We start from the raw sequence: 20,806 nt of genomic DNA, 5'->3' as shown, positions 1-20,806 counted from the left end.
TTATAAAAATAATGCGGTGCCGGTCAGGAGCTAATTGGCGTCGAAGGCGACGTGGCATGGCGGAACCACATGCTGGCGCCATAGAGTGACAGGCACAGCCCGCCGGGCGTGGCGCGGGCCGGGGTGCGGCGGGCGGCGTGATCGACCGTCGCGGTCAGTTCGTCGTCGAACACCGCTCGGTAGCGGGTCCGTCCGTCCGCACCTGTGCCGAGCCGGGTGACGCGGCCATAGTCGCCCAGATAGCCGGCTCGCTGGGCGATCACCTCCTGCGTGGCGGCATCATCGTCGCGGCAATCGGCGAGCCGGGCGGCGATATAACCGAGGCCCAGTCGTTCGCGGACCGACGCCAGATCCTGCGGCACCGCGAAGGTGACGGCGATCCGGACGGGAGTGCCGAGCGCAGCCGGCTTGGTACCGCCATCGGGCACGCCGGCGGGGAGCAGCCGCACCCGTTCGACCGTGACGGGGCCGAGATCGCGGGGGACCAGCGCCCAGACGGCCACCGCCGCGACCAGCGCGAGCAGGATCGCAAGGACGAGAAGGATCGGGCGCCGGCCGGCGCGGCGGGAGGAGGCGTCAGCCGACATGATGGCCGCCCAGCAGCATCCGGCCACTCACCCCGCCGACGGTATCGCGCATCATCCCGCGGAAATCGCCGTGCGTCCGGTTGGCGATGACGCTGTGATTGGGGGCGTTCGGTTGCCCGATGGCCGGCGGACGCGGATATTTGCGCCCCGCCCATGCGATCGTATCGTCGAACGACCGGTTGTCCGACGACGGTTCCGCCCGGACGTTGAACCACAGGCCGACGTCGGCGCGGATCGCGGCCCAGCTGCGCTGAAAACGTCCGACCGGATCGATGCTGACGAGTAGGTCGACGTTCGGTGTGTCCCTCAATACCCAGAAGGCGGTGTCGCCGCCGTAACTGTGCCCGACCAGCGTGACGTTGCCGCCCTTCGCCTCGCCGTTCAGCAAGGCGCGGATGGCATCGCCCTCCGTCCAGCTGAAACAGCGGCAGGAGAAATCCGGGTTCATCTTCGCATATTCGGCATGATAGGTTTCGACGATATGGCTGAACCAGTCGTCGCCCCCGCCGCCCACGAAGATCTTCCAGATGGTCATGCCCTCTCCGATCCGGCCCGATCGTAGGTATCGCGTCCGCCGGGGTCAATCCGACCGGTCCATGGCCGGAACCGCGGGACATCGCGTTCGTCTTGGGGGCATACCCCGACCCCGGAGCGACGATGACCAAGCCCGCCGATACCCATACCGCGCGCCGCAGCCTGACCGGGCGGCGGGCGATCGTGACCGGCGGAACGACGGGGATCGGCCGTGCCATCGCGGTGCTGCTCGCCGCCGAGGGGGCCAAGGTGTTCATATGCGGGCATGAGGAGGCGGCGCTGACGGAGGCGCTGGCCGACATCCGCGAGGTCGGTACGGGCGACGGGATGGCGATCGATCTGGCCGGGCCGGGGGCGGTGGAGCGGTTCGTCGCGGCGGGCGAGGCGGCGCTGGACGGGATCGACATCGCGGTGATGAACGCCGCGGTCGCTGCCGAGGGGCTGACCGACATGGACGCCGCGGCGATCGAACGCGCGATCGCGGTCGACTTCACCGCGTATCTGATGGGTGCGAAGGCGGTATCGGAACGGCTGGTGCCGGTCGGCGATCTGGTGTTGATCGGATCGATGAGCGCGCATGTGCTGGGGCCGGGATCGACGATCTATGCCGGGATCAAGGCGGGCATCGCCGGCTTCGCCGCGGCGCTGCGCCGCGAGCTTGGGCCAAAGGGCATCCGCGTGTCGCTGGTCGAGCCGGGCAAGACGGGATCGGACATGCAGTCACCCGACCTGCCGCCCGACGAACAGCGGGCGATGATCCGGGACGAGACGATGCTGCGGGCCGAGGATATCGCTGTGGGCGTCCACTATCTGTTGACGCAACCGTCGCGGACGGTGGTGCAGCAACTGGTGATCGTGCCGCGCGCACAGGAGGGCGAATGATGGGATTCGATGCACTGGTCTTCACCCCCGACGATGTCGATCTGTCGCGGTCGCCGCTGGCGGGCAAGCTGGGGGCGGACACCTATGTGCTGGGGGCGTTCAATCCCGGGCTGACCCGGCTGCCGAACGGCAACCTGCTGATGATGGTGCGGGTGGCGGAGGCGCTGCGCCGGCCGAGGTTCGACGGGCACGTCCATGCAATCCGCTGGGCGGCGGGCGGTTATCACCTCGATGCGTGGCCGCTGGAAATGGTCGACACCGCCGATCCGCGCAAGTTCATGATGCATGGCGGCGGATGGAAGGTGATGGCGCTGACCAGCCTGTCCTGGCTGTTGCCCGTCGAACTGAACGCGGACGGCACGGCGGTGGTCGCGGTGCATTACGACCGTGCGATCGCGCCGGCGACCGATTACCAATGCTATGGCATCGAGGATGCGCGGATCAGCCGGGTCGGCGACCGGTATCTGATGACGACCTGTTCGGTCAGCCCGGAACGCCATTCGACCACGCTATATTCCAGCACGGACGCCATGGACTGGACGCTGGAGGGGATCGTCCTCGACCACCAGAACAAGGACATGCTGATCTTCGAAGGGCTGGTCGGCGGCAAATACTGGGCGCAGACCCGGCCGCTGGGCGACCTGTACTTCGCCTATCCGCCGGGCAGCGAATGGCGGGCGGGACCGTCGATCAACCTGGCCACCTCGCCCGATGCGCTGCACTGGAAACCGTATGACAAGCCCGGCATCCGCCCCCATGCGGCGACGGTGGCAACCGCGCGGATGGGCGGGGGTACCCCGCCGATCCTGATCGACGACGGCTGGCTGACCCTGTGGCACGGGGTGGAGCCGTCGGGGGTGGTGGGTATCTATCGCACCTACTGGTCGATCCTGGACCGGGACGATCCGTCGATCACGGTGCGGACGCAGCACGCGCCCCTGCTGGAGGCTGCACCGGCGCTGACCGAACCGTTGCAGGAGCAGATGTATGTCAGCGACGTCGTCTTCACGACCGGTATCGTTGCGGCGGGCGATCATTACATCGTGGCGAGCGGCGAGGCCGATCTGGCCTGCCGCGTAACCCATATCGATGCAGGCGTCTTCGCCGGCGGCGATTGAGCTTTGCTGAACGATCGATTAAGCCACCTAGGGGATGACATCCATCGGGGGATCGATGCGGTTCGGGTTGGCAGTGGCGGCGATCGGGCTGGTGACGACACCGGCGGCGGCCGTGTGGCCCGGCGCGGTGTTTGGGACCGCCGCCGCGACCAGTATGACCGCGACCGGAGCGGATATCGTGCGGATGCCGGTCGATCGGTCTGGCACCGCCTTCGCCGATTGCACGACGCGGCCGGGTGAGGCGCTGTGCGGCGCGGGACGGGCGGCGGATATCCTGTTCGTCGATCTCGCCGATCCGGGGCGGCCGACCTCCACGCGGTCGTTCTCGCTGCTGGCGGCTGAAGACGGCGCGATGCTGACCGCCTATGACGCGGCCGGGCATACGATCGGATCGGTGCGGGGAGCTGGCGATGGCGAGCGGGTGACACTGGTGGGCGCGATCACGCGCATCGCGGTGCGGCCGGCGGCGGCGATCAGATCGGCACCCGTGGATACGGCGATGGCGATGTCGCACGTGCCGGAACCGGCGACCTGGGCGATGCTGATGATCGGGTTCGGGATGATCGCGGCCGGGGTGCGGCGCTGGATGCGCCGGTCGCAGGCCCGCTTCGATGAACGCATCCGGCGGATCGCAGCGGGCGAGGCGATATAGGTTCGTTCGGGCCCATTACGCGAAAGGACCGGCCCCGGTATAGGGGGCCGATCCTTCCCGTCTGGATATGAGCCTTAGTTGCTGTCGCTGTCGTCGTCGTCCGCGATGATGAATGCACCGCCGGCCACGACCGCGGCGGCAAGAACGAGACCGACGATCGCGCCGGGGGCGGCAAGCTTGTTGCCGCGCTTGGCGGGGGTGGCGGCGCGGGTGGTGGCCTTCACCGATAACGAGGCCGCAGGGTTGGCCGCCGCAGCAAGGGCGGGCGTGGCGGACAGCGCGAGGGCGCTGGCGGAGGCGATAAGGGTCTTCATCATCATGGTTTCTCCCGTGGTCGTCCCGTGGAGCATCGGAGGATGACGCAGGTGATCCCGCCACGCAATAGGTGGCAATGGCATCCGAATCGATTATCGGAACCGATATGAACGCGCCCCTTTCCATCCTCCACCTCCACGGATCGTTCGACATCGGCGGCAAGGAGGCACGCGCCGCGCGATTGATGGCGGCGTGGGGCGGCCGCGCCCGGCACGTGATCGTCTCCGCCGATCCGGCGGCGACGGACGCGCAGACGCTGATTCCGGCCGGCGTACGCTACGAGATCGCGCAGGACCCACCGCCGCTGGGGGGCAAGCCTGCGGTGGCGCGGTACGAGGCGATCGCGCGGATGATGCGGCGCTACGATCTGGTGCTGACCTATGGCTGGGGCGCGATCGACGGGGCGATGGCACGGCGCGTGTTCGGCAAGGACATGCCGCCGCTGATCCATCACGAGGACGGCTTTGGCGCGGAGGAAGCGGCGGGGCTGAAGATCGAGCGCAACCTGTACCGCCGCGTCGCGCTGTCCGCGGCGCAGGGGCTGGTGGTGCCGTCGGAGGCGCTGGAGGGGATCGCGCTGGGCGCATGGAAGCAGCCGCGATCGCGCGTTCACCGCATCGTCACCGGCATCGCCACCCGGCATTACGCCGCCGATCCCGATCCCCGCGCGATCCCCGGCTTCGTCCGGCGCAAGGACGAGGTGGTGATCGGTGCGGTCGCGGCACTGACCTCGATGAAGAACCTGTCCGCGCTGGTCCGCGCAGCGGGCGGTCTGTCCGGTAAATTCCGGCTGGTGATCGTGGGGGAGGGGCCGGAGCGGGCGATGATCGCAGGCGCGGCGGCGGCGATGGGGATCGCCGACCGGGTGGTGATGCCGGGCTTCGTCGAGCGGCCCTATCGGTTCCTGCGCGGGTTCGATCTGGTCGCGCTGTCGTCGCGTGCGGAACAGTTCCCGACCGCGGTGATCGAGGCGATGGCGGCCGGACTGCCCGTGGCCAGCCTGCCGGTGGGCGACGTGCGGCGAATGGTGGCGGCGGAAAATGCATCCTTCATCGCCGAATGGCCGACCGAGGTGCGGCTGCGCGACGTGATGCAGGCGCTGGTCAACGACGCCGGCCTGCGACGGACGGTGGGTGCCGCCAATCAGGCGAAGGCCGTGGCCGAGTATGACGAGGGGGTGATGATCGCCCGGTATCGTGCGCTGTATGAAGGTGTATTGGGGCGGCCGGGCGCGCTTTCCTGAGCATGGCGGGCTGATCCATGTTTTGCTCGCACCATGGCCCCCAGTCGCTATAGAGCGGGTTGGTTCGTCACGTCGTTTTACTGCCGGGAAAGGTATCGTCGTCCGTGTTCAAAGGTCTAAAGCCCATCACCTATGCCGGCCGTGAAGTGTGGCCGTTGGTGGAGGGCGGCAAGGGCGTCGCCGCGACCAACCATGCCTCCGCCGGTGCATGGGCGGCGGCGGGCGGGATCGGCACCGTGTCGGCGGTCAATGCCGACAGCTACGATCCCGACGGCAAGATCATCCCGCAGATCTATCACGAACTGACCCGACGGGCGCGGCACGAGGAACTGATCCGCTACGCGATCGACGGCGCGGTCGAACAGGTGAAGCGCGCCTACGACATCGCCGGCGGCAAGGGTGCGATCAACATCAACGTGCTGTGGGAAATGGGCGGCGCGCCGCGCATCCTGCATGGCGTGCTGGAACAGACGCGCGGGCTGGTGGCGGGCGTGACCTGCGGTGCGGGGATGCCGTACAAGCTGTCGGAGATCACCTCGTCCTACGGCGTATCATATCTGCCGATCGTGTCGTCGGGCCGGGCGTTCCGCGCGCTGTGGAAACGCGCCTATTCCAAGGCGGCGGAATGGCTGGCGGCGGTGGTGTACGAGGACCCGTGGCTGGCGGGCGGGCATAACGGCCTGTCCAATGCCGAGGACCCGTTGAAGCCCGAGGACCCGTATCCCCGCGTGAAGGCGCTGCGCGATACGATGCGGGAGGGCGGCATTCCCGATTCGACACCGATCGTGATGGCTGGCGGCGTCTGGTACCTGCGCGACTGGAACGAGTGGATCGACAATCCCGAGTTGGGGTCGATCGCGTTCCAGTACGGCACGCGCCCCTTGCTGACCCGCGAAAGCCCGATCCCGGAGGGGTGGAAGAACCGGCTGATGGAGATCGAGGAAGGGCAGGTGCTGCTGCATCGCTTTTCGCCGACCGGTTTCTATTCGTCGGCGGTGCGCAACCCGTTCCTGCGCGCGCTGGAGGGGCGATCGGCACGGCAGGTCGCGTTCTCGATGCAGGAGGGGGGCGATCATGTCTTCCAGCTCGATGTCGGGGTGAAGGGCAAGAATTTCTGGGTGACCCAGGCGGATCTGCTGCGCGCGCGCGAATGGTTCGGCGCGGGCTTTACCGATGCGCTGAAGACGCCGGACAACACGCTGGTATTCGTGACCCCGCAGGAAAAGGGGGAGATCCGCAAGGATCAGGCGGACTGCATGGGCTGCCTGTCGCAGTGCCTGTTTTCCAGCTGGGCGGATACCGACACCAATTCGACCGGGCGGCTGGCCGATCCGCGCAGCTTCTGCATCCAGAAGACGCTGCAGGATATCGCCCATGGCGGCGACACCGAACAGAATCTGATGTTCGCGGGCCATGCCGCGTATAACTTCAAGCGCGATCCGTTCTATTCCAATGGGTTCGTGCCGACGGTAAAGCAGTTGGTGGATCGCATTCTGACGGGTGACTGACGCGGGCGCGGGTCGTGCCGGTCTTCATCCTTTGTTTACGATCGACCCGCATGACGTGACGGGTGTCCGCTGGCCGATGATTCCGGCGCGTCGGCGGCACCAGTGACGGGCCTATCCATGAAGACGGTCGGCCCCGCCGGCGAAAGGTATCGAATGAAGCGGATCATCGGTCTGGCTTTGCTGACGGTGCCGGTGCTGGCGGGGTGTGCCGCCCGTGATCGGCCAGCTGCCATGGGCGGGACTGCCGTGGCCGAGGCTGCCACGGTCGAGATGAAGCCGGTGTCCGGCTGGCGCGCGATGATCCGGCCCGATGATGCGATGCGGATCGATACGCTGCCCGCACGATGGGCCGCCGCGCGGGCCGGTGTCGGGCGGCGCGGGGCCGCGGCGTTACGGGGCGAAGGCGACCTGCTGCGCGCCGATGCGGGGCTGGCGCATCCCGCGCTGCCGCCGGGGTCGTACCGGTGTCGCTCGGTAACGCTGGCACGCGGCCTGGTTCAGGCGGGCAAGCCGTTCTTCTGTTATGTCGGGGGCGAGACGGGCGAGCGGGTCAGCTTTACCAAGCAGACCGGCACCGCGCTGCCCGGCGGCTGGCTGTATCCCGAACGGGACCGATATATCTTCCTGGGGGCGCGGCAGCGGCGGGCGGGTGACGTATCGCTGGGTTATGGCGTCGATGCCACCCGCGACCTGATCGGCGTGATGGAGCGGATCGGCGCATTCCGGTGGCGGCTGGTGCTGGCGGGGAACATGATGGAGGTCTACGAACTGACGCCTGTCGCGCCCGACCAGCAGGGTGCTGGCGCGAATTGAGGTAGACCTATCGCGGCGATCGATGCCGCCGTCGGCCGTGACCACAGGTCCTCAGGTATCGATGAGGGGAAGCCCGGCGATCGACCGGGCCTCCCTTCACGGCGTCAGTCGACGACGGTGCCGACCACCGCACCCGCAGTGCCGCCGACTGCCGCCCCCTTGCCGACGTCCTTGCCGGTGACCGCGGCGACACCGGCCCCGCCCGCACCACCGATCGCAGCGCCGCGCAGCGTCGAGCAGGCCGACATCGATACGGCGGCGGCGACGAGGGCGGCGGACATGGCGATCTTCTTCATGGGGAAACTCCTGTTGATGCGTAGCTGATGAGGTCCGGAGACGCCCTTCTAAAGCCGCGCGCTATCAATCGTTCCCGTTGTTTCGCCTGCGAAATCTATGCCCAGCCGTCCAGAACCTGATCGGGGGGACGGTGACCGTCGGCCCACATCCGGATATTCTGGATCACCTTTTCCCCGCTCGCCAGCCGCCCCTCGATGGTCGCGGAGCCCATATGCGGGGTCATCACCACATTGGGCAAGGCGAGCAGGCGCGGGTCGATCCGCGGCTCATGTTCCCAGACGTCGAGCCCGGCCCCGGCGAGGTGCCCCGCCTCCAGCGCGTCGACCAGCGCCTCCTCGTCGACGATGCCGCCGCGGCTGGCATTGATGAGGTAGACGTGGGGGCGCAGCAGCGCGAGGCGACGGCGATCGATCAGCAGGCGGCTGTCGTCGTTCAGCGGGGTGTGGACGGTGACGATATCGGCCGCGCGCAACAGGTCGTCGAGATCGGGATGCCAGATCGCGCCCAGTTGCTGCTCGACGATCGCGGGCAGGCGGTGCCGGTTATGATAATGGATCGACAGCCCGAACGCGCGGGCGCGGGCGGCGACCGCCTGCCCGATCCGACCCATCCCGACGATGCCCAGCGCCTTGCCCCCGATCCGGTGGCCCAGCATCCCGCCGGGGCTCCACCCATGCCATTCGCCCGAGCGGACAAGCTTTTCCCCCTCCGCCAGCCGGCGGGGGACCGAGACGATCAGCGCCATCGTCATGTCGGCGGTATCCTCGGTCAGGACGCCGGGGGTGTTGGTGACGATGATGCCCCGGGCGCGGGCAGCGCGCAGGTCGATATGGTTCACCCCCGCCCCGAAATTGGCGATGAGCCTGAGCCGTGGCCCGGCGGCGGCGATCACCGCGGCATCGATCGCATCGGTGACGGTGGGCACCAGCACGTCGCATTCCGCCACCGCGACGCGCAGTGCATCGGCCGTCAGGCGGGTGTCGCCGCGATGCTGCACGGTATCGAACAGCGCCGCCATCCGATCCATGATCTGATCGGGCAGTTCGCGGGTGACGACCACCTGCGGATGAGGGCAGCGGCGCGTATCGGACATGCCCGATGGCTTGGCGGACGGACCGCGCCGCGTCAACGGACGTTGATCGGCGGCGGCGTTCGTGAAAGGGAGACGATCGGCCCCGGAGGGAACAGGTTCAATGCGTATCGCGGCCATCGCGCTCCTCGTCATCGCCGCCGCTGGCGGAACGACCATCCCTGTCCGCCCCGCCACGGCGCAGACGGCGAAGCAGGCACCACCCTATTGGCGGTCGATCGGGCCGGGCCGGGCGCTGATGCGCACCGGCCCGGCGCGCACCTATCCGGCAAGCTGGCTGTACCAGCGCCGCGACCTGCCGCTGCGCGTCGTCGCGGTGTTCAAGGAGTGGCGGCGGGTGCAGGACCCGGACGGGGCGGAAGGATGGATGCTGTCCAACCTGCTGCGCACCACCCGGACCGCGATCGTGCGGGGCGAGGGGCCGGCAGCGATGCGCAAGCACCCCGCCGCAGATGCGACGCTGGTGTGGCAGGCCGCGCCGGGCGTGGTGGGGCGGATCAGCGACTGTGCCGGCAATGGCTGGTGTCGCCTCGATGTCGAGGGGCGGACCGGCTATATCGAAACCGAACGGCTTTGGGGTGTCGAGCAAGCCGAAATGGTTGAATAAGTCCATGAAGTTGCAGCATTGCATGGCAAGGATTCAGCCACTAGAACTTGATCCATGCTAGAACGTGAACCTGGCGGCATCATTGCGATCCACGACGATCCGCCTGTGTTGCACGACGGGTTGCCCAGACGGTATCTGGCGATCATTGCCGAAGCCGCCGAACGACTGCTGGCGGCCGACGATCCGGCGGCGATGGTGGACGAGTTGTTCGCGACGATCTGCGACGAGTTGAAGCTGGACGTATTCTTCAACTATCGCCTCGATGGCGACCGGCTGGTGCTGGAGGCGCATGGCGGGGTGAGTCCCCATCATGCAGCGGGCGCTGCCGTCGTCGAACTGGGCCAGCCGATCTGTGGGGTGGCGGCCCGCGACCGGTGCAAGCTGCACGTTACCGCCATCCAGTCGTCGCCCGACCCCGCGCTGGATTTCGCCAAGGATGTGGGGCTGGACGCCTTTGCCTGTACGCCGCTGATCTATGGCGGCCGGCTGCTCGGCACGCTGGCCTTCGCGCGACGCTGGGCGGGAAGGTTCAAGACCGACGAACTGAGCCTTATCCATATCGTGTGCAGCTATGTCGCGATCGCCAAGCACCGGCTGCGGGTCGAGGCGGATATGCGCAACGCGCTGGAGCGGCAGGAACGCTTGCTGCACGAACTGAATCACCGGGTGCGCAACGCGCTGCAACTGGCGATCAGCATCGTCGGCATGGAATTCGGCGTGCCCGACGTCGATACGCCGCTCGCCGCGAAACGCCGCGCGGTCGCCCGGCTGGAAGCGATGGCGACCGCGCACCGGCCGCTCTATGCGACCGACCGGCTGGGGCAGGTGGATGTCGAGGCGCTGGTGCGCGGCGTGGCGGAGCAGACCGTCGGACATGACGTGGCGGTACTGGTCGATGGCATCCACAGCCTGTCGGTCGAACGCGGCGTGGCGCTGGCGCTGGCGATCCACGCCGTCCTGCTGGGCAATGGCGACCTGGAGATGATCCGGGTGGGCCTGCGGACGATGGACGGGGTCACGAGGCTGGCGGTCGGGTTTTCCGCCCCCTCGCTGGCCGGCGACGACCGGAGCGAGATGGAGGTGCCGCGATCGATCGGCCTGCTGTTGCGCCAGCTTCATGCCGCTATCGATCGCGACCGATCGGGCGTGACCATCCATTTCATCAACGAGACGTAGGTCGGGATGGACGACGACGTGGAAGGAAAGTGCTTGCGTATCCTGGTGGTGGAAGACGAAGCGCTGGTGGCGATGCTGATCGAGGATGCGCTGACCTTGTACGAACACAAGGTGGTGGGCGTGGCCGAAAATGTCGCGGGCGCGATGATGATCGCGATGCGCGAGCCGATCGATCTGGCGTTGTGCGACATCCGGCTGGCGGACGGCGACAGCGGCGTGGAGGCAGCGGCGCAACTGGCCGCGTTCGGCATTCCCAGCCTGTATCTGAGCGGCAACTGCCCCTCGCGCACCGACAATCCGCTGGTGGTGGGCTATATGGCCAAGCCGTTCCCGACCGCGGCGTTGGGCCGCGCGGTGACTGCAGCCCATGCGGTGGCGCAAGGGGCACAGCCGCGCGCGATGCCGACCGGGATGCAGCTGTACGACCATGGCTGCCGCGACGGCCCGGCGACCGGACAGGCGTAACCGGACAGGAGCAACCGACGCCGGCGCGCCGTGTCAGTCGATCAGCTCTACCGCCATCGCGGTCGCCTCGCCTCCGCCGATGCACAGCGAGGCCATGCCGCGACGCTGGCCGGTCGTCGCCAGCGCCGACAGCAACGTCGCCAGCACGCGGGCACCGCTCGCCCCGATCGGATGGCCGAGTGCGCAGGCGCCGCCATGGATGTTGATGCGATCGTCCGGGATGGACAGGTCGCGCATCGCGATCATCGCCACCGCGGCGAATGCCTCGTTCACCTCGAACAGGTCGATATCGTCGATCGACCAGCCGGCGCGCGCCATCGCCTTGCGCATCGCGAAGACGGGGGCGGTGGTGAACCTGGCGGGAGCATGGGCATGGGCGGCGTGCGCGACGACGCGCGCGACCGGGGTGAGGCCGAGCCGCTCCGCGACGGAGGCCCGCGTCATCACCAGCGCCGCCGCGCCGTCCGAGATGGAGGAGGCATTGGCGGCGGTGATCGTCCCGTCGCGCGAGAAGGCGGGTTTCAGCGTGGGAATCTTCGCCACATCGCCGCGCGCGGGCTGTTCGTCGAGTGCGACGGTGGTCGAACCCTTGCGGCCCGGCACCTCGACCGCGACGATCTCGCGGTCGAACGCGCCGCTGGTCTGCGCGGCCTGGGCGCGTTGCAGCGAACGGATCGCGAAATCATCCATCGCAGCGCGGGTGAACTGGTATTCCGCCGCGCTTTCCTCGGCGAAATGGCCCATCAGCCGGCCGGGTTCATAGGCATCCTCCAGCCCGTCGAGATACATATGGTCATGAAGCGTATCGTGGCCGATCCGCGCACCGCCGCGATGACGCCGCGACAGATAGGGCGCGTTGGTCATGCTCTCCATGCCGCCCGCGACGATCAGGTCGGCAGACCCGGCCGCCAACGCCTCCGCCGCCATGATCGCGGCCTGCATCCCCGATCCGCACATCTTGTTGACGGTCGTCGCCTCGACATGGTCGCCCAGCCCGGCGCCGATCGCCGCCTGCCGTGCCGGGGCCTGGCCTAGGCCGGCGGGCAGGACGCAGCCCATCACGATGCGCTCCACCGCGGCGGCATCGACCCCGGCACGATCGACCGCGGCGCGGACGGCGGCGGCGCCGAGCTGTGTCGCGCTGGCGCCGGCAAGGCTGCCCTGGAACGAGCCCATCGGCGTGCGCGCGAACGACAGGATCACGACGGGATCGGCGGCGGTGTTGGCGGTCGGGGCGGGGATCATGACAGCTCTCCAGACTATATTTTTGCGCCCTGCCCCGTAGTCGATCACGATCAATGGCGACGCCGGGCGAGTGCGTTACGGGCCGGCATGGACAATGCGATCAACATCGTCAAATGGTTCGCCTCCATCTCGGGCATGGCGGCGGCGCTGGTAGTGTCGCTCGATCTCGGCCGGGTCGCGACGGGGTGGGGGTTCGTGGTGTTCGTCGCCTCGTCCGTCGCGTGGTTCACCGGCGCGTGGCTGACCGGGGACTGGGCGCTGGCGACGCAGAACGGCGTGCTGTTCGCGATCAACGTGCTGGGGGTATATCGATATCTGGTCCGCAAACGTCTCTGACCCGGTGACCTGGGGCGTCGCGCTGGCGGTGCTGGGGGCGATCGTCGGCAGTTTCATCGCGGCGCTGGTGGTGCGCTGGACCGAGGATCGGTCGGTGATGCGCGGGCGATCCGCCTGCGATGCCTGCGGACGGGCGCTGACTCCGGCCGAACTGGTGCCGTTGCTGAGTGCGCTGGCGCTGCGCGGACGGTGCCGGGGATGCGGGGCGGCGATCGACCCGGTGCACTGGCAGGTCGAGGCGACGGCGCTGGCGATCGGCGCGGCGGCGGGCTGGGTCGCGGCGGGGCCGGTGGCGCTGGCGGGGGCGGTCTTCGGCTGGCTGCTGCTGGCGCTGGCGGCGCTCGACTGGCGGGCGTTCTGGTTGCCCGACCGGCTAACCGCGCTGCTCGCGGGGGGCGGAGTGGCGACGGGAATCATGGGGTGGACGCCGGCCCTGACGGACCGGCTAATCGGCGGCGTCGGCGGGTTCGCGCTGCTGTGGGGCATCGCCGCCGGCTATCGCCGCTGGCGGGGGCGTGAGGGGATGGGCGGGGGCGATCCCAAGCTGTTCGGCGCGATCGGGCTGTGGCTGGGCTGGCGGATGCTGCCCGCCGTCATGCTGACCGCCGGCCTGATCGGACTGGGCGTGGTGCTGTTCCGGCAGGCGACGGGGCGGGCGATGATGGCGACGGACATGCTGCCGCTGGGCACGCTGATGGCGCTGGCGGCTTACCCGGCATGGCTGATGATGATAGGATCGTCGGCATGATCGCGCTGTTTCTTGCCCTGCAGGCCGCCGCCGTCGCGGCCCCACCTGCCACGCTGCCCGCCACGTCACCGCTGCCCGATGCGCTGGAGCGCCAGTCGCTGCCCGAGCGCGGCTGCGCGGCCTATCTGTGGAGCGTGGCCGACCGCAAGCTGGTGGCGGTGGCGGGCGCCGATCCGGCGCGGCTGCGACTGGCGCTGGGCGGGAAGCCCGCCGATCTGGCGCGGGTCGCCCAGATGGGCAGCGGCGAATTCGGGCTGGGTGGCACCGGCGACTATCGGCTGGGTGACATCACCGCGCGGCTGGAAATGACCGTCACCACCCGCCCCGACCTGACCGAGGGTGGTGGCGTGCCACAGGGGATGCTGACGATCGCGCGCGGCGGCGCGGACCAGGTGATCGTACCGGTCGCCGGGCTGATCGGCTGTGCGCCGGCGCGCTGAACGTCGGCGGGAACTGCGCGATCCCGGATGCAATCTGGTTAATCGACTGAACTCTTTGCCGGGATGCGCGTTGGCGAGGGAGGATGGGTGTAGCACCGGCAAACGGCGACACTCTTCGAAAGGGGTTTTGCACAGCGTGATCGTATCCGACCGTCGGCATCACTGGTTAGCCGTCGCGCTGATGGCATCGGTGCCTGCTACTGCGCAGATCGCCGCCCCCGGCACCGCTCCCGCACGCGGGCCGGACGCACCGCGACCGGCGGATGCTCCCGCTTCCACCACGTCGGGTGACGCCGTGCAGGGCACTGGCCCGATCGTGCCCGATGCCGAATTCGGTGCGGCGCTGCCGCCCCTGTCGGGCGATATCAACGCGCCGCTTGAACCTATGCCGGCCATCCCTGCCGCCGGATCGACGCCGGCAACGACCACCGCCCCGGTTTCACCGGGAGAAACGCTGGGTCCGGTCGGACCCGAGGACCCGGCGCTGACGCAGCCGCTGACTCCACTCGCCGCGTTCGACGCCACGCCGTTGCAGGATGCGGTCATCGCCAATTCCGACAGCCCGGAAATCCGGTACGAGACGGTGGTGCGCGGGCTCGACGCCCTCAATCTCGATGATGAATTCAAGTCGCTGTCCGCCCTGCGCGAGGGCGACGGCAAGGCCGCCAACGCATCGCAGGTGGCGGCGCGGGCCAGGGAGGACGAAGCACTGGCGGTGCGGCTGATGCAGTCGCTGGGCTATTACGATGCGACGGCGTTGTCGGTGGTCGAACGACCCCCCGTCGCCGCCACCGTCACCACGGCCGCCACCCCCACGGAAACCACCGCGCCTGTAGCCACGCCGGCGACGACCCCGGTGGCTGCCGTTCCGGCAGCGGATGGCGCCGATACCGCGACCGGACGGCTGCGGGCGATCGTCACCGCCTCGCCCGGGCGGCTTTATCACCTGTCGTCGATCACGGTGCAGGCCCCCGCGGTGGTGCCGGAGGACCTGATCCGCCGCAACCTGCCGATCAAGGTCGGCGACCCGATCGAGGCGGCGCGCATCCAAGGGGCGGAAGCCAATGTCAGCCTGGTGCTGCCGCAACAGGGCTATCCCTTCGTCCAGGTCGGGGAGCGCGACATCCTGCTGGAGGATCAGGGGCCTGAACCGGTGGGCGCCTATACGCTGCCGGTCGACACGGGACCCAGATCGTCGTTCGGGCGGCTGACCACGGTCGCGGGCGCGGTGATGGGCGACGATGCGGGCAAGGGGGCGAACGGCGCGGCGGCGGAGACCGTGTTCGGGCTGGATCACCTGAACATCTTCCCCCGGTTCGAGCAGGGGCAATTGTACGATTCGCGGCTGACCGACGATCTGCGCGATGCGCTGGTCGCCACCGGATTGTTCAACAGCGTCGCGGTGGAGCCGCAGCGTACCGGCCGCGCCGGACCGGACGGTACCGAGGAAATCGACCTGCTGGTCCGCCAGACCAAGGGGCCGGCGCGCACGCTCGCGGCGACCGCGGGTTATTCGACGGGGCAGGGCGCGCGGGTCGAGGGAAGCTGGCAGCATCGCAACCTGTTCCCCGACGAAGGGGCACTGATCGCGACCGCAGTCGGCGGTACGCAGGAACAGGGGCTGGGCGCAACCTTCCGCCGGTCCAATGCGGGCCGGCGCGACCGCACCTTCTCGATCATCGCCAATGCCAGTCACCAGAATTACGACGCGTACGAGGCCTATATCGGCACGCTGGCGGTTCGGTGGAGCTACGATTCGACACCGATCTGGCAGAAGAAGTTCACCTATTCCTATGGCGGCGAACTGACCGGCACGAACGAGGACGTGTATGATTTCGACCTCAACCGGCGGCGGCGTGGCACGTTCTTCATCGCGGCCCTGCCGGGACAGGTGGTGTTCGACCAGTCGGACAGCCTGCTCAATCCGACGCGGGGCTACCGCCTGAAACTGAATCTGAGCCCGGAAACGTCGGTGCGCGGTGGGGTGAGCCCCTATGTCCGCACGATGGTGGAGGGCACCGTCTATTACCCGATCAACGACCGGCTGGTGATCGCGGGGCGCGCCCGTGCCGGATCGGTCCAAGGCATTTCGCGTGACGAACTGGCACCCTCGCGGCGTTATTACGGCGGCGGCGGCGGGTCGGTGCGCGGTTACGGCTATCAGCGGCTCGGGCCGTTCGAGCCAGTGAATCCGGCTGATCCGGAAGCGAAGCGCAACCCCGTCGGCGGTCGTTCGCTCAACGAATTCGCGGTCGAGGCGCGGTACCGCTTCGGCAATTTCGGGATCGTGCCGTTCGTGGATGCGGGCAACAGTTACGAGGATTCGCTACCGACCTTCTCGGCCTTGCGCTGGGGCGCAGGGATCGGCGGGCGTTTCTACACCAATTTCGGGCCGTTCCGCGTCGACGTGGCGACCCCGCTCAATCCGCGACCCGGCGACGGCAAGATCGCCCTCTATATCTCGATCGGGCAGGCATTCTGATGGTGGATGATACTGCGCCGGACGGCACCGTCGCCCCCGCCAAGCGGCCGGTGTGGCGGCGGATCGCCAAGGGTGTCGCCATCACGGCGGCGGGCGTCGTGGCGCTGGCGCTGTTGGTGCTGTTCGGGATCAACACCGATCCCGGCCGCCGCTTCGTCGCGGACCAGATCGGCGGGTATACGACCGCATCGGGCCTGAACATCAAGGTGGGGCGGATCGACGGATCGCTCTATGGCCGGATGACGCTGAGCGACCTGCGGGTGAGCGATCCGCAGGGCGTGTTCCTCGACAGCCCGAAACTGGCGGTCGACTGGCGCCCGTTCGCGTTTGCCAGCAATCATGTCGACGTGCGCGAACTGGTTGCGGACGCGGTCAATCTGCGGCGGCGGCCCGCACTGAAGCCGACCCCCAGCGACCCCGACGCGCCGCTGCTTCCCGATCTGGACATCGACGTGAACCGGATGAGGATCGGGCGTTTCGCAATCGCTGCACCGGTTACCGGACAACCGCATGTGCTGTCGATCGACGGCGTGGTGCATATCGCCGATCGGCGCGCGCAACTGGTGGGCAATGCGACCGCGCTGCGGGCGCCGGGCGTGGCAGGTGGCGATCGTCTGGCGCTGAAGCTGGATGCTGTGCCGGACGACAACAAGCTGGACGTCGACGTGAAGCTGCAGGCCCCGGTCGGTGGCCTGGTGGCGACGATGGGCGGGCTGACGAAACCACTGGCGCTGTCGGTCGACGGGCGCGGCGGCTGGGCGGCGTGGCAGGGGCGCGCGATCGCGCGGCTGGGCGACGGCGAACTGGCGAACTTGGGGCTCACCGCCAAATCGGGGCATATCGAGGTGCGCGGCACCACCCGCCCCGGACTTTATCTCGCGGGACCGGTCGAGCGGTTGACCGCCCCGGCCTTGCAGGTGGCGATCGACACGACACTGAACGAGCGGCGGGCGGATACGCGTATCAAGCTGCAATCGAGCGCGCTGGCGGTGGATGCGGGCGGCGTGCTTGACCTTGCCAATAGCCGGTTCGGACAATTCGCGGTCGATGCGAAGCTGCTGACGCCGGGGGTCATCGCGCCCAACGTCAATGGTCGCGACGTCACCGCGCGGGTGGTGCTGGACGGCGCGTTCGCAACGCCGACGGTCGACTACAAGATCGCCGCCGCCACGCTGGGCTTCGGCGATATTGCCGCGCAGAACCTGTATGCCGAAGGGCAGGCGACGGTGAATGCCGATCGCATCCTGGTGCCGGTGAAGGCACGGGCGCGGCGCGTGACCGGGCTGAATGCGGCGGTCGGCGGGCTGGCGAACAATGTCGCCATCCAGGGCGACTTCGCGATTTCGATGCCGAACATCCTGTCCGACAATCTGCGGATCAGATCCGACAACATCGATGCGACCGCGATCGTCGTCGCGAACGTGCAGACCGGCCGGTATACCGGCGCGCTCAAGGGGCGCGTAAATAACTACCGCGTCGATTCCATCGGCATCATCGACCTGTCGACCGATGCGAAGCTGGTGGCGGGCGCCAATGGCGGGTTCGGCATCACCGGACGCGTTGTCGCGCAGACCAAGCAGCTGTTCAACGACGGCGCACGCAGTTTCCTCGGTGGTAATGCCGTGCTGCGGGCGGATGTTGGATATAGCCCGGAAGGTATCGTGACCTTCGGCGGGCTGCGGCTCAACGCGCCCCAGTTCCGCATCACCCGCGGGCAGGGGCGATTCGATCCGCGCACCGGTGCGGTGGCGGTGAACGCCGATGCCGTGTCCACCCAATATGGCCCCTTGTCGGCGCGGGTCACCGGATCGGCGACGAACCCGGTGGTCGTGCTGCGTGCGGCGCGGCCGGGGGTCGGGGTCGGACTGGCTGATCTGCAGGCGCGGGTGGTCGGGCGGAACGGGGCCTATGCCGTCACCGCGAGCGGCGGTACCGACTATGGCCCCTTCACCGCGGACGTGCTGGTCCGGCCGGGCGCTCAGCTTGCCGTCGACGTGCGGCGCGTGGTGTTCGCGGGCATCGTCGCCAACGGACGGGTGGTGCAGACCGCCGCCGGGCCGTTTGCGGGGGCGCTGGCGTTCAACGGACAGGGGCTGAACGGCAATGTCCGACTGGCGAGTCAGGGTGGCAACCAGCGTGCCGACGTGACCGCGCGGGCTTACAATGCCAAGCTGCCCGGGCCGGTCGACTTCACCATCGGGCGCGCGATCGTCGATGCCAGCATCGTCATGCTGCCGCGCGCGCCGCAGGTGGTGGCCGACGTGCAGCTGGCCGATACCCGCTATGGCCCCACCGTCATCCAGGCGGCACGGGCAAAGGTGAATTATGTCGGCGGCCGCGGCACCGCGCAGGCGCTGCTGACCGGATCAAACGGCGTGCCGTTCCGCGTGGCAGCGAATGCCCGGCTCGCGCCCGACAATTATCTCGTTGCGTTGCAAGGCATGGCGAACGGGATCAACTTCCGCACCGCCAACCCGGCCCGCATCCGCAAGGTGGCCGGCGACTATCGCCTGGCCGCCACGCGGATCGATTTCGACCGGGGATCGGCGCGGATCGCGGGTGCTTTCGGCCGGACGACGACCGCGCAACTGCGGCTCGACCGGCTCGACCTGTCGGTGCTGAGTGCGTTCGTGCCCAATCTGGGCATCTCCGGTCAGGCGACCGGCAGCGTCGATTATGCGCAGACGGGCGGGACGGCGATCCCGACGGCGGATGCACGGATTACGGTCGCGCAGTTCCGCCGCACCGGGCTGGCCGCGGTGTCGACCCCGGTCGACATCGTCTTCGCCGGCAAGCTGCTGGCCGATGGTGGCGAGGCGCGTGCGCTGGTGAAGAGCGGGCAGACGGTGGTCGGCCGGATGTTGGCGACGCTCAGGCCGCTGCCGCCGGGGTCGGGATCGTGGACGACGCGGTTGATGTCCGCACCGCTGGCGGGCGGCATCCGGTATAACGGGCCGTCGTCGCTGCTGTTCTCCTTCGCGGCGCTGGAGGGGCAGCAACTGACGGGGCCGATCGCGGTCGCCGCCGATTTTTCGGGACGGGTTTCGGCGCCACGACTGAACGGCGTGATCCGGGCCGATGCGCTGACCTATGATAACGAAACCTATGGGACACGGCTGTCGCGGATGCAGCTGGCCGGGCGCTTCAACAATGATCGGCTGGAGATCACCCGGCTGGCGGCACGAGCGGGCGACGGCACGGTTGAGGCGCAGGGATCGATCGGACTGGCGGCGGATTCGGGCTTCCCGATCGATCTGCGTGCCACGCTGAACAATGCGCGACTGGCGGACAGCGATGCGCTGGCCGCGACGACCAGCGGCACCGTGCGGCTGACCAATGGTCCGCAGGGTGGGCTGATCCGGGGTGAACTGACGATTCCCAACGCCCGCTACCAGATCATCCGGCAGGGTGCGGCTGAGGTGCCGGAACTGACCGGCATTCGTCGCCGCAGCGCGATGCGGACCCCCAGCCCCACGGATCGACCTGCGCCGGCGGCACCGACCGGCCTGTTCAAGCTCGACCTGCGGGTGCGGGCGGACAATCAGCTGTTCGTGTCGGGCATGGGTCTCGAGTCGGAATGGGAGATGGACCTGCGGATCGGCGGCACCTCGGCGGCGCCGGTCATCACCGGCGGGCTCGACCTGATCCGCGGCACCTATTCGTTTGCGGGCAAGCGGTTCGAGGTCAGCCGCGGCGTCATCCGTTTCCGTGGCGGCGCGCTGACCGATCCGGACATCAACATTCAGGCGACGACGACGACCGACGGCATCACCGCGACGCTGAACGTTACCGGCACCGGGCAGCGTCCGCAGATCAGTTTCACGTCCACCCCCAACCTGCCGCAGGACGAGGTGTTGAGCCGGCTGCTGTTCGGCACCAATCCCGAGAACCTGTCGGCGATGGAGGCGATCCAGCTGGCCTCCGCGCTCAATTCGCTGCGGGGGTCAGGTGGTGGCGGGCTGAATCCGCTGGGCAAGCTACGCTCGGCGACCGGGTTCGACCGTCTGCGGGTGCTCGGCGCGGATGACACCACCGGGCGGGGTACCAGCCTGGCGGCGGGCAAATATCTGACCGACGATATCTATGTGGAGATCGTCACCGATGCCCGTGGCTTCACCGCTACGCAGCTGGAGATCGCGCTGACCCGGGCACTCAGCATCCTGACGTCGACCGGCTCGTTCGGCGGATCGAGCGGCAGCGTGCGCTATTCGAAGAACTACTGACGAACCCTCCGCCGGCCGGCTTTACCCTCCGCCGGCGGAGTGGCA

At 68.5% G+C, this 20,806-nt stretch carries 20 protein-coding genes; 14 read left to right on the top strand and 6 right to left on the bottom strand.

Annotated elements, in window-relative coordinates; genetic code table 11:
• Window positions 1–23: 23 nt before the first annotated feature.
• Window positions 24–587 carry a hypothetical protein gene (locus ABD719_RS13690; protein ID WP_344693942.1) on the bottom strand — a complete coding sequence of 188 codons (564 nt, stop codon included), beginning with the start codon at window positions 585–587 and terminating at the stop codon, window positions 24–26.
• A complete protein-coding gene (locus ABD719_RS13685; RefSeq protein WP_344693941.1) occupies window positions 577–1,122 on the bottom strand; it encodes an alpha/beta hydrolase in 546 nt (181 codons plus the stop codon). Before ABD719_RS13685 ends, ABD719_RS13690 begins: the two co-directional genes overlap by 11 nt.
• Before the next feature lie 122 nt (window positions 1,123–1,244).
• Between ABD719_RS13685 and ABD719_RS13680 the strand changes: the two genes are divergently transcribed.
• The 3 genes from ABD719_RS13680 to ABD719_RS13670 are packed head-to-tail and all read left to right on the top strand — an operon-like array spanning window position 1,245 to window position 3,773.
• Window positions 1,245–2,003 (top strand): SDR family oxidoreductase, encoded by a 759-nt coding sequence (locus tag ABD719_RS13680; RefSeq protein ID WP_344693940.1) that lies wholly within the window; start codon window positions 1,245–1,247, stop codon window positions 2,001–2,003.
• A complete protein-coding gene (locus ABD719_RS13675) occupies window positions 2,000–3,121 on the top strand; it encodes a glycoside hydrolase family 130 protein (RefSeq protein ID WP_344693939.1) in 1,122 nt (373 codons plus the stop codon). The genes ABD719_RS13680 and ABD719_RS13675 overlap by 4 nt, the downstream gene beginning before the upstream one ends.
• Window positions 3,122–3,176: 55 nt before the next feature.
• Window positions 3,177–3,773: a PEP-CTERM sorting domain-containing protein gene (locus ABD719_RS13670; RefSeq protein ID WP_344693938.1), complete on the top strand. Its 597-nt coding sequence runs from the start codon at window positions 3,177–3,179 to the stop codon at window positions 3,771–3,773.
• Window positions 3,774–3,847: 74 nt separating this feature from the next.
• On the opposite strand, the gene ABD719_RS13665 is transcribed toward ABD719_RS13670, so the two are convergent.
• The gene (locus ABD719_RS13665; RefSeq protein WP_344693936.1) at window positions 3,848–4,090 is read right to left on the bottom strand and encodes a hypothetical protein; all 243 of its coding nucleotides are present in this window, start codon (window positions 4,088–4,090) and stop codon (window positions 3,848–3,850) included.
• A 104-nt stretch (window positions 4,091–4,194) separates the two neighbouring features.
• On the opposite strand from ABD719_RS13665, the gene ABD719_RS13660 reads away from it, so the two are divergent.
• The 3 genes from ABD719_RS13660 (at window position 4,195) to ABD719_RS13650 (ending at window position 7,652) form a co-directional block, all read left to right on the top strand.
• Window positions 4,195–5,331 carry a glycosyltransferase family 4 protein gene (locus ABD719_RS13660; RefSeq protein WP_344693935.1) on the top strand — a complete coding sequence of 379 codons (1,137 nt, stop codon included), beginning with the start codon at window positions 4,195–4,197 and terminating at the stop codon, window positions 5,329–5,331.
• A gap of 104 nt (window positions 5,332–5,435) precedes the next feature.
• Window positions 5,436–6,839, top strand: a complete 1,404-nt coding sequence (locus tag ABD719_RS13655) for an NAD(P)H-dependent flavin oxidoreductase (RefSeq protein WP_344693934.1) — start codon at window positions 5,436–5,438, stop codon at window positions 6,837–6,839.
• A gap of 153 nt (window positions 6,840–6,992) precedes the next feature.
• Window positions 6,993–7,652 carry a DUF4893 domain-containing protein gene (locus ABD719_RS13650; RefSeq protein ID WP_344693933.1) on the top strand — a complete coding sequence of 220 codons (660 nt, stop codon included), beginning with the start codon at window positions 6,993–6,995 and terminating at the stop codon, window positions 7,650–7,652.
• A 104-nt stretch (window positions 7,653–7,756) separates the two neighbouring features.
• On the opposite strand, the gene ABD719_RS13645 is transcribed toward ABD719_RS13650, so the two are convergent.
• Both ABD719_RS13645 and ABD719_RS13640 read right to left on the bottom strand, forming a co-directional pair.
• Window positions 7,757–7,948 (bottom strand): YMGG-like glycine zipper-containing protein, encoded by a 192-nt coding sequence (locus tag ABD719_RS13645; RefSeq protein WP_192124604.1) that lies wholly within the window; start codon window positions 7,946–7,948, stop codon window positions 7,757–7,759.
• A 95-nt stretch (window positions 7,949–8,043) separates the two neighbouring features.
• On the bottom strand, window positions 8,044–9,042 hold the full coding sequence (locus tag ABD719_RS13640) for a 2-hydroxyacid dehydrogenase (protein WP_344693932.1): 999 nt from the start codon (window positions 9,040–9,042) through the stop codon (window positions 8,044–8,046).
• A 100-nt stretch (window positions 9,043–9,142) separates the two neighbouring features.
• On the opposite strand from ABD719_RS13640, the gene ABD719_RS13635 reads away from it, so the two are divergent.
• The 3 genes from ABD719_RS13635 to ABD719_RS13625 are packed head-to-tail and all read left to right on the top strand — an operon-like array spanning window position 9,143 to window position 11,287.
• On the top strand, window positions 9,143–9,646 hold the full coding sequence (locus tag ABD719_RS13635) for an SH3 domain-containing protein (RefSeq protein ID WP_344693931.1): 504 nt from the start codon (window positions 9,143–9,145) through the stop codon (window positions 9,644–9,646).
• A 54-nt stretch (window positions 9,647–9,700) separates the two neighbouring features.
• Complete coding sequence (locus ABD719_RS13630; protein ID WP_344693930.1) at window positions 9,701–10,822, top strand: GAF domain-containing protein; 1,122 nt, start codon at window positions 9,701–9,703, stop codon at window positions 10,820–10,822.
• A 33-nt stretch (window positions 10,823–10,855) separates the two neighbouring features.
• Complete coding sequence (locus ABD719_RS13625; protein ID WP_344693929.1) at window positions 10,856–11,287, top strand: response regulator; 432 nt, start codon at window positions 10,856–10,858, stop codon at window positions 11,285–11,287.
• A gap of 33 nt (window positions 11,288–11,320) precedes the next feature.
• Here the strand turns inward: ABD719_RS13625 and ABD719_RS13620 are convergent, their stop codons facing one another.
• The gene (locus ABD719_RS13620; protein ID WP_344693928.1) at window positions 11,321–12,532 is read right to left on the bottom strand and encodes an acetyl-CoA C-acyltransferase; all 1,212 of its coding nucleotides are present in this window, start codon (window positions 12,530–12,532) and stop codon (window positions 11,321–11,323) included.
• Window positions 12,533–12,619: 87 nt separating this feature from the next.
• On the opposite strand from ABD719_RS13620, the gene ABD719_RS13615 reads away from it, so the two are divergent.
• From ABD719_RS13615 to ABD719_RS13595, 5 genes are all read left to right on the top strand, one after another.
• Window positions 12,620–12,868 (top strand): hypothetical protein, encoded by a 249-nt coding sequence (locus ABD719_RS13615; protein ID WP_244646462.1) that lies wholly within the window; start codon window positions 12,620–12,622, stop codon window positions 12,866–12,868.
• 4 nt (window positions 12,869–12,872) lie between these two features.
• Window positions 12,873–13,616, top strand: a complete 744-nt coding sequence (locus ABD719_RS13610; RefSeq protein ID WP_344693927.1) for a prepilin peptidase — start codon at window positions 12,873–12,875, stop codon at window positions 13,614–13,616.
• Entirely contained in the window at window positions 13,613–14,056 is a 444-nt protein-coding gene (locus tag ABD719_RS13605; protein WP_344693926.1) for a hypothetical protein, read from the top strand. Before ABD719_RS13610 ends, ABD719_RS13605 begins: the two co-directional genes overlap by 4 nt.
• A 136-nt stretch (window positions 14,057–14,192) precedes the next feature.
• Entirely contained in the window at window positions 14,193–16,538 is a 2,346-nt protein-coding gene (locus ABD719_RS13600) for an autotransporter assembly complex protein TamA (RefSeq protein ID WP_425567174.1), read from the top strand.
• Window positions 16,538–20,761, top strand: coding sequence for a translocation/assembly module TamB domain-containing protein (locus ABD719_RS13595; protein ID WP_344693925.1), 4,224 nt, complete (start codon window positions 16,538–16,540; stop codon window positions 20,759–20,761). The genes ABD719_RS13600 and ABD719_RS13595 overlap by 1 nt, the downstream gene beginning before the upstream one ends.
• Window positions 20,762–20,806: the final 45 nt, after the last annotated feature.

This window comes from Sphingomonas cynarae, assembly GCF_039537815.1.
Classification (GTDB): domain Bacteria; phylum Pseudomonadota; class Alphaproteobacteria; order Sphingomonadales; family Sphingomonadaceae; genus Sphingomonas; species Sphingomonas cynarae.
Note: the sequence above shows the minus strand (reverse complement) of the source record. Positions and strands in the feature narration are given on the sequence as shown.

Coding starts and splice junctions, on each gene's coding strand:
- ABD719_RS13615 (WP_244646462.1), top strand. CDS start 12,620: ATGGACAATGCGATCAACATCGTCAAATGGTTCGCCTCCATCTCGGGC.
- ABD719_RS13605 (WP_344693926.1), top strand. CDS start 13,613: ATGATCGCGCTGTTTCTTGCCCTGCAGGCCGCCGCCGTCGCGGCCCCA.
- ABD719_RS13690 (WP_344693942.1), bottom strand. CDS start 587: ATGTCGGCTGACGCCTCCTCCCGCCGCGCCGGCCGGCGCCCGATCCTT.
- ABD719_RS13635 (WP_344693931.1), top strand. CDS start 9,143: ATGCGTATCGCGGCCATCGCGCTCCTCGTCATCGCCGCCGCTGGCGGA.
- ABD719_RS13640 (WP_344693932.1), bottom strand. CDS start 9,042: ATGTCCGATACGCGCCGCTGCCCTCATCCGCAGGTGGTCGTCACCCGC.
- ABD719_RS13645 (WP_192124604.1), bottom strand. CDS start 7,948: ATGAAGAAGATCGCCATGTCCGCCGCCCTCGTCGCCGCCGCCGTATCG.
- ABD719_RS13630 (WP_344693930.1), top strand. CDS start 9,701: ATGCTAGAACGTGAACCTGGCGGCATCATTGCGATCCACGACGATCCG.
- ABD719_RS13680 (WP_344693940.1), top strand. CDS start 1,245: ATGACCAAGCCCGCCGATACCCATACCGCGCGCCGCAGCCTGACCGGG.
- ABD719_RS13685 (WP_344693941.1), bottom strand. CDS start 1,122: ATGACCATCTGGAAGATCTTCGTGGGCGGCGGGGGCGACGACTGGTTC.
- ABD719_RS13665 (WP_344693936.1), bottom strand. CDS start 4,090: ATGATGAAGACCCTTATCGCCTCCGCCAGCGCCCTCGCGCTGTCCGCC.
- ABD719_RS13670 (WP_344693938.1), top strand. CDS start 3,177: ATGCGGTTCGGGTTGGCAGTGGCGGCGATCGGGCTGGTGACGACACCG.
- ABD719_RS13595 (WP_344693925.1), top strand. CDS start 16,538: ATGGTGGATGATACTGCGCCGGACGGCACCGTCGCCCCCGCCAAGCGG.
- ABD719_RS13620 (WP_344693928.1), bottom strand. CDS start 12,532: ATGATCCCCGCCCCGACCGCCAACACCGCCGCCGATCCCGTCGTGATC.
- ABD719_RS13660 (WP_344693935.1), top strand. CDS start 4,195: ATGAACGCGCCCCTTTCCATCCTCCACCTCCACGGATCGTTCGACATC.
- ABD719_RS13650 (WP_344693933.1), top strand. CDS start 6,993: ATGAAGCGGATCATCGGTCTGGCTTTGCTGACGGTGCCGGTGCTGGCG.
- ABD719_RS13675 (WP_344693939.1), top strand. CDS start 2,000: ATGATGGGATTCGATGCACTGGTCTTCACCCCCGACGATGTCGATCTG.